The sequence below is a fragment of the Ensifer sp. LC11 genome, from assembly GCF_001695835.1.
In the GTDB taxonomy this organism is placed as follows: Bacteria; Pseudomonadota; Alphaproteobacteria; order Rhizobiales; family Rhizobiaceae; genus Ensifer.
Genome location: NZ_MBSO01000017.1, coordinates 67,106 through 80,262, shown reverse-complemented (window position 1 = coordinate 80,262; position 13,157 = coordinate 67,106). Strand labels below are relative to the sequence as shown.

Annotated in this window: 12 protein-coding genes; 3 read left to right on the top strand and 9 right to left on the bottom strand. The window is 63.1% G+C overall.

Annotation, left to right across the window (positions count from 1 at the left end):
- Nucleotides 1-217 precede the first annotated feature (217 nt).
- Together BBX50_RS14070 and cysK are read left to right on the top strand one after the other, a co-directional pair.
- A complete protein-coding gene (locus BBX50_RS14070) occupies nt 218-835 on the top strand; it encodes a LysE family translocator (RefSeq protein WP_065775948.1) in 618 nt (205 codons plus the stop codon).
- Between the two features lie 137 nt (nt 836-972).
- Nucleotides 973-1,941 (top strand): cysteine synthase A, encoded by a 969-nt coding sequence (gene cysK / locus BBX50_RS14065; protein ID WP_065775947.1) that lies wholly within the window; start codon nt 973-975, stop codon nt 1,939-1,941.
- 63 nt (nt 1,942-2,004) lie between these two features.
- Here the strand turns inward: cysK and BBX50_RS14060 are convergent, their stop codons facing one another.
- The 9 genes from BBX50_RS14060 to rsmI all read right to left on the bottom strand — a co-directional run bounded on the left by BBX50_RS14060 (nt 2,005) and on the right by rsmI (nt 11,647).
- Nucleotides 2,005-3,537: a YifB family Mg chelatase-like AAA ATPase gene (locus BBX50_RS14060; RefSeq protein WP_065775946.1), complete on the bottom strand. Its 1,533-nt coding sequence runs from the start codon at nt 3,535-3,537 to the stop codon at nt 2,005-2,007.
- A 223-nt stretch (nt 3,538-3,760) separates the two neighbouring features.
- Nucleotides 3,761-4,708, bottom strand: coding sequence for a glutathione synthase (gene gshB / locus BBX50_RS14055; protein ID WP_065775945.1), 948 nt, complete (start codon nt 4,706-4,708; stop codon nt 3,761-3,763).
- A gap of 147 nt (nt 4,709-4,855) precedes the next feature.
- Nucleotides 4,856-5,845, bottom strand: a complete 990-nt coding sequence (locus BBX50_RS14050; RefSeq protein ID WP_065775944.1) for an endonuclease — start codon at nt 5,843-5,845, stop codon at nt 4,856-4,858.
- Nucleotides 5,842-6,954 (bottom strand): sn-glycerol-3-phosphate import ATP-binding protein UgpC, encoded by a 1,113-nt coding sequence (locus BBX50_RS14045; RefSeq protein WP_065775943.1) that lies wholly within the window; start codon nt 6,952-6,954, stop codon nt 5,842-5,844. The genes BBX50_RS14050 and BBX50_RS14045 overlap by 4 nt, the downstream gene beginning before the upstream one ends.
- Nucleotides 6,955-7,020: 66 nt before the next feature.
- A complete protein-coding gene (ugpE, locus tag BBX50_RS14040; protein ID WP_065775942.1) occupies nt 7,021-7,863 on the bottom strand; it encodes a sn-glycerol-3-phosphate ABC transporter permease UgpE in 843 nt (280 codons plus the stop codon).
- A gap of 10 nt (nt 7,864-7,873) precedes the next feature.
- The gene (locus BBX50_RS14035; RefSeq protein WP_244513156.1) at nt 7,874-8,878 is read right to left on the bottom strand and encodes an ABC transporter permease subunit; all 1,005 of its coding nucleotides are present in this window, start codon (nt 8,876-8,878) and stop codon (nt 7,874-7,876) included.
- A 5-nt stretch (nt 8,879-8,883) separates the two neighbouring features.
- Entirely contained in the window at nt 8,884-10,182 is a 1,299-nt protein-coding gene (locus BBX50_RS14030) for an extracellular solute-binding protein (RefSeq protein ID WP_065775941.1), read from the bottom strand.
- A 159-nt stretch (nt 10,183-10,341) separates the two neighbouring features.
- The gene (locus BBX50_RS14025; RefSeq protein WP_065775940.1) at nt 10,342-10,710 is read right to left on the bottom strand and encodes a YraN family protein; all 369 of its coding nucleotides are present in this window, start codon (nt 10,708-10,710) and stop codon (nt 10,342-10,344) included.
- Nucleotides 10,700-11,647, bottom strand: coding sequence for a 16S rRNA (cytidine(1402)-2'-O)-methyltransferase (gene rsmI, locus BBX50_RS14020; protein ID WP_065775939.1), 948 nt, complete (start codon nt 11,645-11,647; stop codon nt 10,700-10,702). Before rsmI ends, BBX50_RS14025 begins: the two co-directional genes overlap by 11 nt.
- Nucleotides 11,648-11,884: 237 nt before the next feature.
- Here rsmI and dnaN point away from each other — a divergent pair, with 237 nt between their 5' ends.
- On the top strand, nt 11,885-13,003 hold the full coding sequence (gene dnaN / locus BBX50_RS14015; protein WP_065775938.1) for a DNA polymerase III subunit beta: 1,119 nt from the start codon (nt 11,885-11,887) through the stop codon (nt 13,001-13,003).
- The last annotated feature ends 154 nt before the right edge of the window (nt 13,004-13,157 follow it).

The window sequence follows — 13,157 nt, the reverse complement described above, 5'->3', positions numbered from 1 at the left end:
GCCGGACTTGTCACCCGGTCAATTTTGTCACGAAGCGTCGACTGCGATACACGTCTGATCAGATGCGCAAAGCTCCCTGCAGCACTTCGAATTGTGGCTTGTTTAATCCTTGGATCGCCCAGGATTTAAGGAAACGCACGGCAGGGGCCGACAATCTGTGATTTCCGTTTCTTGCCGATCTGCGCTAGAAGTCGGCACCACATCGGAAGGATCGTTCATGACGCTCGCGGCTCTCATCGCCTATAGCGGCGCTCTCTTCATCGCCGCGGCCATCCCAGGTCCCGGCGTGACAGCGCTGGTCGCCCGTGCCCTCGGCTCCGGTTTCCGCGAAACCTTCTTCATGGGTCTGGGCATCGCGCTTGGCGACATGGTCTATCTGACTGCCGTCATTCTCGGGCTGGCCCTGATTGCCCAGACCTTCACCACGGTGTTCCTGGTGGTGAAGTTCGCCGGTGTCCTCTACCTCGGCTACATCGCCTGGAAGCTCTGGAGCGCAGGCTTGCTGCCGGAGGACATCAAGGCCAAGCCCTCGACGAGTGCCGCCATGTCCTTCCTGTCCGGCCTGCTGATCACGCTCGGCAATCCGAAGACCATGCTGTTCTATGTGGCACTGGTACCGACGCTGATCGACATTCAGGCAATTGGCCCCAGCGACTACGGCCTGCTTTTGACGACGACCTTCCTGGTGCTTCTGACGGTGCTCGTGCCCTATATGCTGCTCGCGTCGCGGGCGCGCCTGTTGCTCAAGCAACCCAGAGCACTCAGAGCGCTGAACCGCGTTGCGGCCAGCGTGCTCGCCGGCACGGCCGCCTACATCGCCGTCCGCGCAAGCTGAAAAAACTTTTCCCAAACAACGACTTCGCCGGTGGTTTTTCCTCCGGCGGATCGTCATGCGGTTTTTACCGTTCTGGAATTGGGCAGGCGTCGTCCCTATTCTCATAGGCCAAGAGTTCACGTCCAAGGGAGAATCTTATGTCCGATACACGCAAGCCCGGCCGCGGTCGCGTCTATTCCTCGATCACGGAAACGATCGGCGACACTCCCATCGTGCGGCTCGACAAGCTTGCCAAGGAAAAGGGCGTGAAGGCGAACCTGCTCGCCAAGCTCGAATTCTTCAATCCGATCGCCTCGGTCAAGGACCGCATCGGCGTGGCGATGATCGAGAGCCTGGAAGCAGAGGGTAAGATCGTCCCCGGCCGCACCACACTGGTCGAGCCGACCTCGGGCAATACCGGCATCGCGCTTGCCTTCGTTGCCGCCGCCAAGGGCTACAAGCTCATCCTCACCATGCCGGAGACCATGTCGGTCGAGCGGCGCAAGATGCTGGCGCTGCTCGGGGCAGAACTGGTGCTGACCGAAGGCGCCAAGGGCATGAAGGGCGCGATCGCCAAGGCGCAGGAGCTGGTCGAGGCCCTGCCCGACGCCATCATCCCGCAGCAGTTCGAAAACCCGGCCAACCCGGAGATCCACCGCAAGACGACGGCCGAGGAGATCTGGAACGACACGGAAGGCGCCGTCGACATCTTCGTATCCGGCATCGGCACCGGCGGCACGATCACCGGCGCCGGGCAGGTGCTGAAGGCGCGCAAACCCTCGATCAAAGTCATCGCGGTCGAGCCGGAAGAATCTCCGGTACTTTCCGGTGGCGCGCCCGGCCCACACAAGATCCAGGGCATCGGCGCAGGCTTTGCACCGGCGATCCTCGACACTTCCGTCTATGACGAGATCGTCACCGTCAACAGCGCCGAAGCGATCGAGGCCGCACGCCTCGTCGCCAGGCTCGAAGGCGTGCCGGTCGGGATTTCCTCCGGCGCCGCACTGACCGCCGCAATCGAGATCGGCCAGCGCGAGGAAAACGCCGGCAAAACCATCGTCGTCATCATTCCGTCCTTTGCCGAGCGCTACCTTTCGACGGCGCTGTTCGAAGGCCTCGGAGGCTGACGGACTTGCATCGCCGACGATCGGAAGGGGCGCCGCGGGCGCCCTTTCCACTTGAACATAACGCTACGCCGCCGCCTGCAGGCGCTCGCCGGCGATGCGGTAGGAAATTGCCTCGGCCAGATGGATACGGCCGACGGTTGGCGCGCCATCGAGGTCGGCGAGCGTGCGCGCGACCTTCAGCACACGATGGTAGCCGCGCGCCGAAAATTTCATCTTTTCGGCGGCGTCCCTGAGGAGCTGCAGACCCGCAGCGTCTGGCTCGGCGATCTTCTCGATCATCGAGGTGGATGAGCGGGCATTGCTCGTCAATTCCGGGTGGCCAAGCGTCGCGAAACGGTCGATCTGCAGGGCACGGGCGCGTGCAACGCGGCGGGCCACGACCTCGCTGCTTTCGGCTGCCGCCGGCTTCAGGAGATCTGCGGCGCTGACGGCCGGGACGTCGATGCGGATATCGATGCGGTCCATCAGCGGACCGGAAATACGCGCCTGATAGTCGGCCATGCAGCGCGGGCCGCGGGCGCATGTGCGGCCGGGCTCACCCGCCATGCCGCAGCGGCAGGGGTTCATGGCGGCAACGAGTTGGATCGCGGCGGGGTAGCTCACGCGATGATTGGCGCGGGCAATGATGCATTCCGCGGTTTCGAGCGGCTGGCGCAGCGCGTCGAGCACCTGCGGCGTGAACTCCGGAAATTCGTCGAGGAACAGGACGCCGTTGTGGGCGAGCGATGCCTCGCCCGGTTTGGCGCGCAAACCGCCGCCGACCATGGCTGCCATGGTGGCGGAGTGATGCGGGGTGCGGAACGGCCGCCGGTCCGACAGCTTGCCGCCCGGCAATTGTCCGGCGATCGAATGGATCATCGACACTTCGAGGAGCTCGGCCGGATTGAGCGGCGGCAGGATCGATGGCAGGCGTGCCGCCAGCATCGACTTTCCCGATCCCGGCGGACCGACCATCAGCAGATTGTGGTTGCCGGCGGCCGCCACTTCGAGCGCCCGCTTGGCGCTTTCCTGCCCCTTGATATCACCGAGATCGGGCAGGTTGGCGGCGCCTGACCGGATGGCCGCCTGAGGCCGCGAGAGCACCTGCGTGCCACGAAAATGGTTGCCGATCGCGATCAGGCTGCGCGGCGCGAGAATATCGATCTCGGCACCCGCCCAGGCCGCTTCCGGGCCGCTTTCGGCCGGGCAGATCAGCCCCTTGCCAAGCGCATTGGCGCCGATTGCGGCAGGAAGCGCGCCGGCAACGGCGGCTATCGTGCCATCGAGATTGAGTTCGCCGATCACCACATAGGGCGCCAGCGCGTCGCCGGGAATGGCGCCAAGTGCGGCCATCAGGCCGAGTGCAATCGCCAGGTCGAAATGGCTGCCTTCCTTGGGAAGGTCGGCGGGGGCAAGATTGACGGTGACGCGTTTGGCCGGCAGCGCCAGACCCGAGGCATGAAGTGCGGCCTGCACCCGCTCGCGGCTTTCGGCCACGGCCTTGTCCGGCAAGCCGACGATCTGCATCCCGACCTTGCCGGGCGCGATCATCACCTGCACGTCGACCGGCAAACCCTCGATACCCTGAAATGCCACCGTACTGACACGCGCGACCATGTTTGCTCCCTCGCCCAGGCAGCCCATACTCGCGGGCGCCGCAACCGCCTTGGGTTGCAGAACAAAGCCTTGCACGGTTCACGCACAAAAACAAGAACAATTACAGAACATCCAGGAAGGGGTCGACGCGCTGCCGTTGGCAAGCGCGCTCAACCGACCGGTTGTAGGCGCGAGCCCGCAGCAATCTCCGCCGAACGGAAGTACGTTCTGCGGCCAGCCCGGGTCAGGCGCGCTTGCGCTCTATCGCGTCCCAGAGCAGGCTCGCGACGTCGGCGCCGCCGAATTTTTTCACTTCGCGGATACCGGTCGGCGACGTCACGTTGATCTCGGTCATGTAGTCGCCGATGACATCGATGCCAACGAAGAGGAAGCCACGGGCCTTGAGCGCCGGGGCAATGCGGGCGCAGATTTCCTTCTCTCGCGCGGTCAGATCGGTCGGTTCGGGGCGACCGCCGGCATGCATGTTGGAGCGGGCGTCGTGATCGGCCGGCACGCGATTGATGGCGCCGACCGGCTCGCCGTCGACGAGCAGGATGCGCTTGTCGCCCTTGCGCACCGCCGGCAGGTATTCCTGTGCGATGAAGGGCTCGCGGAACATCTGCCCGAACATTTCCAGGAGCGACGACAGGTTGCGGTCGTCGCGGGTCGAGTGGAAGACGCCGGCGCCGCCATTGCCGTAGAGCGGCTTCAGGATGATGTCGCCCATTTCCTGGCGGAAGCTTGCGATCTCTTGGGGATCGCGGGTGATCAGCGTCTTCGGCATCAGGTCGGCGAATTCGGTGACGAAGATCTTCTCCGGCGAGTTGCGCACCCAGGCCGGATCGTTGACAACAAGCGTCTTTGGATGCAGGCGCTCGAGCAGGTGCGTCGAGGTGATGTAGGCCATGTCGAAGGGCGGGTCCTGGCGCAGCAGGATGACGTCCATGGTCGAGAGATCGACGCGCTCGGCTTCGCCAAGCGTGAAGTGGTCGCCCTTGACGTCGCGCAGTTCCATCTGCTGCACGCTCGCATAGACCTTGCCGTCGCGCAGCGACAGTTTTTCGGGCGTGTAGTGGAAGAGGCGGTAGCCGCGCGACTGTGCCTCGAGGCTCATCGCGAAGGTGGAATCGCCCGCAATGTTGATGCCCGACACATGGTCCATCTGGACCCCGACATTGACGATTTTCGCCATCTTCCCGTCCCCTGTGGATCACGGACATCCGTGATCGATTTCAAACCGCCGGAACGGAAGAGGACGAGAAAACCGCGGCCCTCTCCCGCACTGGAAAAGCCCTCGACATGTAGAATGCGGGCGGGGCTTAGGCAAGGAGAGGCGAGGCTATTTGAAGCCTTCGACGACGCAAGCGATGAGGTCGTGATCCGAGAGCGGCCGGCCAGACGGATCGAGCGACGGAATGATACGGGTTTCGCCGATGTTCAGCCCGCGCGACAGGAACCAGTCGAGCTTCATCGAACGCTCCGGCCAACGGGTAATCAGGCTCGGACGCGTGGTCATCACGTCGAGCGGCCCTCCGTGACGGGTAAAGCCCCTGATAGCGCTCATGGCAAACAACCCCTCGGCCTCGAAATCGCCGCCGGCATGGTTGCCGGTGTTGAGATCGCCGCCGATCAAAACCGGCAGGCCCGGGAAGGCCCCGTCGATCGCATCGATCAGCTCCTTGACCTGGCGCTCACGATAGGCGGCGGTCGTCGCACTTTCGAGATGGGTGGAGACGGCGACGAAGGGACCGGCGTCCGTCTCGATCACGGCGCCGATCGCAAGACGCTCGCCAAGGCGCGGCTGCTCACCATCGGTGAACCAGAGCCGTTCGCCCCAGAGCCGCAGCATGAACGGACGGTTCAGCGGCACCGAGGCCATCAGTGCGTTGCCGTGAAACCCCTTGGCGTTGAAATCGTCCTCGCAGAATTCGCGCTCGGTGTCGGAGCCGAGACCGAGCTCGATGAACTCGATGCCATAGGCATAGTGCATGCCGAGCGCGGCGGCGACCTCCGCGGTTGGGTGGCGCTGGCCGGTACGGGCCATGCCGTTGTCCATTTCCGAAAGCAGAACGAGCGGCGCGTCAGTCGCCGCGAGATGCGCCGCACTTTCGCGCGCAAACAGGCAGCGCTCCAGATTCCAGGCGGCGACGGTGAAGGGAAAGGCAAGCGGCGCAGTCGAGGCCGGCACGCCGCCGACCTCGATGCTGTTCATCTCCGGTCGTGCGGCCATGGCTGCGTCATGGGCCACGATGGTGCGCACGACCCCGGCAAAGCCGGCGCGGATTTCAGGCGCCGGAACGGTTAGCTGCGCGACGGTTTCGCGGATCACGAGGCCGTCTCCAGACGGAGGGTCTGAGCCGGAGCGTCGCTTACGAAAGACGTGCCGCGCTCCAGCCGCTTGCCGGTCTCCGGCGAGAAGAAATGCAGGCGGTCGACGGCGATCGTTACCGCGAGATCGCCGGAGAGCGGCGTTTCCGGCGAAAGCGCAATTGTCAGTGCCTGGCCTTCGATGGTGCCGTGCACGAGCCGCTGGGCGCCTAGCTCCTCGACGTAATCGACCTGGAACAGCATGGCGTCCTCGCCGACACCGGCAAGCTTCAGGTCTTCGGCACGCAAGCCGACGGTGACCGGACCTTCGACCGGCGCGCGGCCGCCGAGTTCTATTCTGTAGAGGCCGATCTGCAGGCTGCCGCCTTCGATCTGCCCCTTGACCAAGTTCATCGCCGGCGAGCCGATGAAGCTCGCGACAAAGGTCGAGGCCGGACGGTGATAGACATCGAGCGGGCGGCCGATCTGCTCGATGCGACCGCCGTTCAACACCACCAGCCGGTCGGCAAGGGTCATCGCTTCGAGCTGGTCGTGGGTGACGTAGAGCGAGGTGGTGCCGAGCCGCTTCTGCAGGCGCTTGATCTCGCCGCGCATGGAGACGCGCAGCTTGGCGTCGAGGTTGGACAGCGGCTCGTCGAAGAGGAAGGCCGCCGGCTTGCGTACGATGGCGCGGCCCATGGCGACGCGCTGGCGCTGGCCGCCCGAGAGCGCGCGCGGCTTGCGGGACAGATAGGGCTCGATCTCCAGCATGCGGGCGGCTTCCGCCACCCGGGCATCGATCTCGGCCTTCGGCGTCTTGCGGTTCTTCAGGCCGTAGGCAAGGTTGTCGTAGACGGTCATATGCGGATAGAGCGCGTAGTTCTGGAAGACCATGGCAATATCGCGCTCGGCCGGATCGACGTCGTTGATGACGCGCGAACCGATCGTCACGGTCCCCTTCGAAATTGTCTCCAGCCCCGCGACCATGCGCAAAAGCGTGGACTTGCCGCAACCCGAAGGGCCGACCAACACGATGAACTCGCCGTCCTCGATATCGATCGAAACGGATTTCACCGCCTCGACATTGCCGTGATAGATCTTCGAGACCTCGGCGATGGTAATGGCCGCCATGGCTGCCTCCGTAAAATTGGTGTCGTTTCAGGAGCGGGCGGGACCTCTGTCCCGCCGCCGCTCCGCTTACTTGTCGCTTTCGGTCAGGCCCTTGATGAACCAGCGCTGGAAGATCACCACGATCATCACAGGCGGCAGCATGGCGAGGATCGCCAGCGCAAAGGCCTCGTTGTAGTCAGGGATATTCGAGCCGACCCAGACGAGCAGGATCTGCTTGATGCCACGCACCAGCGTGAAGAAGCCTTCATCGGTGGTCATCAGCGTCGGCCAGAGATACTGGTTCCAGCCGTAGACGAACATGATGATGAAGATCGCTGCCATCATGGTGCGCGACAAGGGCACCAGCACGTCGATGAAGAACTTGAATGGCCCGGCGCCATCGATGCGCGCCGCCTCGAGCAACTCGTCCGGCACCGACTTGAAGAACTGCCGGAAGTAGAAGGTGCCGGTCGCCGAGGCGAGCAGCGGCACGATCAGGCCGGTATAGGTGTTCGTCAGCTTCAGCGTGTTCATCACTTCGTAGGAAGGGAGAATGCGCACTTCGAGCGGCAAAAGCAGCGTGGTGAAGATCACCCAGAAGAAGAAAGTCGCGAGCGGAAAGCGGAAATAGACGAGCGCATAGGCCGCCAGCATCGACAAAACGATCTTGCCGACGGCGAAACCGAGACCGAGGATCATCGAATTCAGCATCATGTTGAAGCCGGTGATCTTGCCGGTGAAGCCGCCCTCTCGCGTCAAGACCGTCTGATAGGTCTCGACGAAATGGCCGCCCCAGGTGAGGCTGAGGCCGTTGCGATGGATGTCGGCCGCCTCATGCGTCGAGGTCATGAAGGCGACGACAACAGGCGCCACCATGATGAAGACGCCGAAGAGCAGGATGACGTGGTCGAAAATCTTGGTGCGATACATCGGCCCCACCTCAGTTGTAGTGCACGCGCCGCTCGATGAAGCGGAACTGGAAGATGGTGAGCACGAAGACGATCAGCATTAGGATCACCGACTGGGCAGACGAGCCGCCGAGATCGTTGCCGCGGAACCCGTCCATGTAGACCTTGTAGACAAGGGTGATCGGGTTGTTGGCGGCCTTGTCCTTCACCATCACGTCGATGACGCCGAAGGTGTCGAACAGCGCGTAGGTGACGTTGATGATCAAAAGGAAGAAGGCGGTCGGCGCCAAGAGCGGCAGGATCACCGTCCAGAAGCGGCGGAAGCCGGAACGGCAATCGATCGCCGCCGCCTCGCGCACCGAGACCGGAATGCCCTGGAGCCCTGAGAGGAAGAAGATGAAATTATAGGGGATCTGTTTCCAGACCGAGACGACCACCATGGAAAAGGCGGTGTCGAAATAGTTGAGGCCGACCTTGATGTCCCAGCCGAACCAGCGGGCAAGCTCGACGATCGGGCCGATATGCTGGTCGAAGAACATCATGCCGATGAGGCCGGCAACCGGCGGCGCGATGGCATAGACCCAGATCAGCAGCGTCTTGTAGGCGGCGTTGCCGCGGATGACGCCATCGGCCTTGACCGCGAGCAGCAGGCCGATCGACAGCGCAAAGAAGGTGACGAGCGCCGTGAAGACGGCGGTGAAGCGGGCGATGCCGAGATATTCGCCTGACTTCAGCACGTCGGTATAGTTGGTCATGCCGACGAAGGTCGAGCCGAAGCCGAAGGGGTCTTCCAGGTAGAAGGACGACTGGATCGCCTGGACGGACGGCCAGTAGAAAAAGATGAAAATGATCGCGAGCTGTGGCGCGAGGAAAAGATAGGGCAGGAACGGCGAGGAGAACTGCACGCGCTTGGCGGCACCCTCACCTCCGCTATTCGACTGGCCACCGAAAAACCGGAAGGCGCCGAAGCGACGCCCCCCGGTCTTTGTTCCGGTCCCTCCCCGCGATGCGGGGAGGAGATCTGTCGCGGTCGTCATCGAGATCAGCCGGCCGTCTTGGCGAAACGAGCGAGCAGCTCGTTGCCTTCCTTCTCGATCGTGTCGAAAGCGTCCTTGACGGTCGTTTCACCCGAGAAGATGCGGCCGTATTCGCGTTCCATGATTTCGCGGATCTGCGGGTAGAAGCCGAGGCGGTAGCCCTTCGACCATTCGCCGGCCGGCAGCAGCAGCTGCTTGATGCCGACTTCGGCGACCGGCTTCTCCTTGTAGTAGCCGTCCTTCTGGGCAAGCTCATAGGCTGCCTTGGTGATGGCCACATAGCCGGTGGCCTTGTGGTAGAAATACTGGATCTCAGGCGAGGTCAGGAACTGGAAGAAGTCGGCAACGCACTTGTTCTCTTCATCCGACTTGCCGGACATGGCAAACAGCGCCGCACCGCCGATGAAGGAGTTGGTGCCAGCGCCCTTGATCGAGCCCCAGTAGGGCAGGAAGGTTGCCGAGAACGGCATCTGGGCCGTCTTCTGCAAGCCGCCGAAGGAGCCCGACGAGCCGATCCAGAAGGCGGCCTTGCCTTCTTCGAAGACCTTCTGGTTGTCGTTCCAGCCGGCGCCGTAGAAGGCGAAGTAGCCTTCATCCTTCCAGGCCTTCAGCTTGTCGAACATCATGATCAGGTTCGGGTCGGTGACCTTCAGCTCAGTGTCGACGACGGCATCGTAGCCGTTGTTGTTGGTGGCGAACTGGATGTTGTTGCGCGAGAAGAAGTTCTCGGTGAACTGCCAGGTGAGCTGCGACTGGACGAGCGGGATGTAGCCGGCTTCCTTCAGCTTCGGAGCGACGGCCTCAAACTCTTCCCAGGTCTTCGGCGCTTCGACGCCGGCCTTCTTCAGGGCCTCGTCATTGATGTACATGATCGGCGCCGACGAGTTGAACGGCATGCCGACGAACTTGCCTTCGCTGTCGGCGTAGAAGTAACGAACACCGTCGATGAAGGCGTTGCGGTCGAAGGTGTGGCCGGCCTTGATGATCAGGTCTTCGGCCGGGATGACTGCGCCCTTGGCGTTGATGATGGTGGCGGCACCGGCGTCGAAGACCTGCAGGATGTTCGGCTGTTCGCCCGAGCGGAAAGCGGCGATGCCGGAAGCGAGTGCTTCCTCGTAGGTGCCCTTCGAAACCGGGGTCAGCGCGCAGGCGCTCTGGGCTTCGTTGAATTTCTTGGAAACTTCATTGATGACTTCGCCGTTGCGGCCGGCCATACCGTGCCACCAGGTAATGTTGGTTGCGGCAAACGACGAGGTCGCCGAAAAAGCAAAGGTAAGGGCTGCGAGCGAAAACTTCTTGAACATGATTTGTCCTCTCCACCGGGTTGCGGATGGCAGTGGACTAGTGACCTTCAATGACAGGCTGGTTACGCTTTTGTGTCGGAACGATTACAAATTCGCGAATATGTTCCAAAATAGAATGCGAGTGGAACGTCGCAATCATTTCTCCTCATTCGCGCCGTTTCAAAAGGCATCCGGCAGATGCCGCGGCCAGCCCCAGGGTGTCACGGTGACGATGTCGTAGCGCACGGAAAGCCTTGAGAAATCCGGCTGCCTGGCCAACCACAGGTCGCTCGCTGCGCGAATTCGCCGTTGCGCTGTGGCGGTCACTGCGAAGACGCCATCCTCGGCCGTGCGACGAGCCTTGACCTCGACGCAGGCGATGAGGTCGCCGCGCCTTGCGATGATGTCGATCTCGCCAAGCCTGGTGCGATGGCGCATGGCGACGATGCGGTAGCCCTTGAGCAGCAGGCAGAGTGCTGCGCGATACTCGGCGAACCGCCCCCGCTGCAGCGCTTTCAGCCGCCGCCTGTTGCCGCCGTCAATCGCCATGGCGCTCCTTCAGCTGAAGCAGCCGGTCATAGAGCTCCTTGCGCGGCAGGCCCGTCTGGCGGGCGGCCTCTGTCGCCGCCTTGCCGGCGGGCATGTCGGCGACAAGGCTTAGCAGCAGCGCGTCGACGTCAGCGGCTTCCGGCTCGGGTGCAGCTTCCGGCGGACCGATCACCAGAACGATCTCCCCTTTGACCGCGCCTGCGCCTTCATAATGGACGGCGAGCTCACCGAGCGTGCCGCGACGAAACTCCTCGAAGGTCTTGGTGAGCTCACGGCAGACGGACGCCCGTCTGCCCTTCCCCAGCACTTCGGCCGCAGCTGCGACCGTCGCCGCGATGCGGTGCGGCGACTCAAAGAACATGATCGTCGCCGGCACGGCCGCGAACTCCCTGAGGCGATCGCGTTTGGCCTTGTCCTTGGTCGGCAGGAAGCCGGCAAAGAGGAAGGCATCATTCGGCAGGCCGGAACCGACGAGGGCTGCAAGCGGCGCGGATGCGCCCGGGATCGGCACGACACGGTGCCCGGCCTCGATTGCCGATTGCGCCAGGCGGTAACCGGGGTCGGAGACCAGCGGCGTGCCGGCATCGGAGACGAGCGCGACCGACCGGCCCTCGCCGAGTGCGGCGAGCAGCCGTGGTCCGACCTCGTCGGCATTGTGTTCATGGTAGGCGAAGGGGCGATTGGTTATGCCGTAGCGATCAAGCAAAACGCGCGTCACGCGGGTGTCTTCACAGGCAAGCACATCGGCACCAGCGAGCGTTTCGAGCGCGCGCAGCGTGATGTCGCCCAGATTGCCGATCGGGGTGGCGACCAGATAGAGTGCCGCATCGAGCGGACGGGCCGGGACGCTTGCATTGTGCAGGCGAAAGCTGCGCGGCCTCTGCCCGTCTGATGGTTCGGATGTCTTCTGCTTTTCCACCTGCAACGTCCTGATCATGCTTAGCGATGAGCCTGTTCGGCCTTTATGAGTGAGCCGGCATGGCAGGGCAAGGGTCGAGCGGCGGGCCAGCACGCCGCATCTGGGGACAGAACACCTTAAACCCCTTGCTTTCCGGGCGCTGTTTCTGCCATTTTGCCGGTCCACATCTTTCCCGTCCGTCGGTCGGGACACTCGCAGTTGACGCTCAGGCGGGCGCCTCGTCCGCCGGGCAACGGTTGAAAGCGGTAGCATCCCATGCGCATTACTCTCGAGCGGTCCAACCTTCTGAAATCGCTGAACCACGTGCACCGCGTGGTCGAGCGGCGAAACACGATTCCGATCCTCTCGAACGTGCTTCTGCGCTCCGATGGCGCAAGCCTCGAGATGAAGGCGACCGACCTCGATCTCGAAATCACCGAAGGCACCCCGGCGCAGGTGGAACAGGCTGGCGCCACCACCGTGCCGGCGCACCTGCTCTACGACATCGTGCGCAAGCTGCCGGACGGTTCGGAAGTGCTGCTCGCCACCAATGCCGAGGGCACGGCAATGACCGTCGCATCCGGTCGCTCGAAGTTCTCGCTGCAGTGCCTGCCGCAATCCGACTTCCCGGATCTGACCGCCGGAAGCTTCTCGCATTCGTTCCGCCTCAAGGCGACCGACCTCAAGATGTTGATCGATCGCACCCAGTTTGCGATCTCGACTGAAGAAACCCGCTACTATCTCAACGGCATCTTCGTGCACACGGTCGAGAGCAAGGGCGAACTGAAGCTGCGCGCCGTTGCCACCGACGGCCATCGTCTGGCCCGCGCCGACGTCGAGGCCCCCTCGGGCTCCGAAGGCATGCCGGGGATCATCATCCCGCGCAAGACCGTCAGCGAATTGCAGAAGCTGCTCGACAATCCGGAACTCGTCGTGTCCGTCGAGGTCTCGGACGCCAAGATCCGCCTGACCATCGGGTCGATCGTCATGACCTCGAAGCTGATCGACGGCACATTCCCGGACTACCAGCGCGTTATCCCGGCCAACAACGACAAGGAACTGCGCGTCGATTGCCAGTCCTTCGCCCAGGCTGTCGACCGCGTTTCGACGATTTCGTCGGAGCGTGGACGCGCCGTCAAGCTGGCGCTGACCGAGGGCCAGATGACGCTGACGGTCAACAACCCGGATTCCGGCAGTGCAACCGAAGAACTGCCGGTTGGCTACGACCATGACCCGCTCGAAATCGGTTTCAACGCGAAGTATCTGCTCGACATCACCGGGCAACTCACGGGCACCGATGCGATCTTCATGCTCGCAGACCCGGGCTCACCGACGCTCGTTCGCGATCTGGCCGCCGAAGACGCGCTCTATGTGCTCATGCCGATGCGCGTTTAACCGGGCCTGACGTGGCGCGAAATGCGAACCCGTCACGCCCGTGCGTGGCGGGTTTTTTGTTTCCGGCCAAACTCGCCCCCTGTTGATAAGAGGACGCTTTCAGGCGCAGACAGACTTGTTTTTGCCGCAGATGGGGGCACATTATCATTACTGC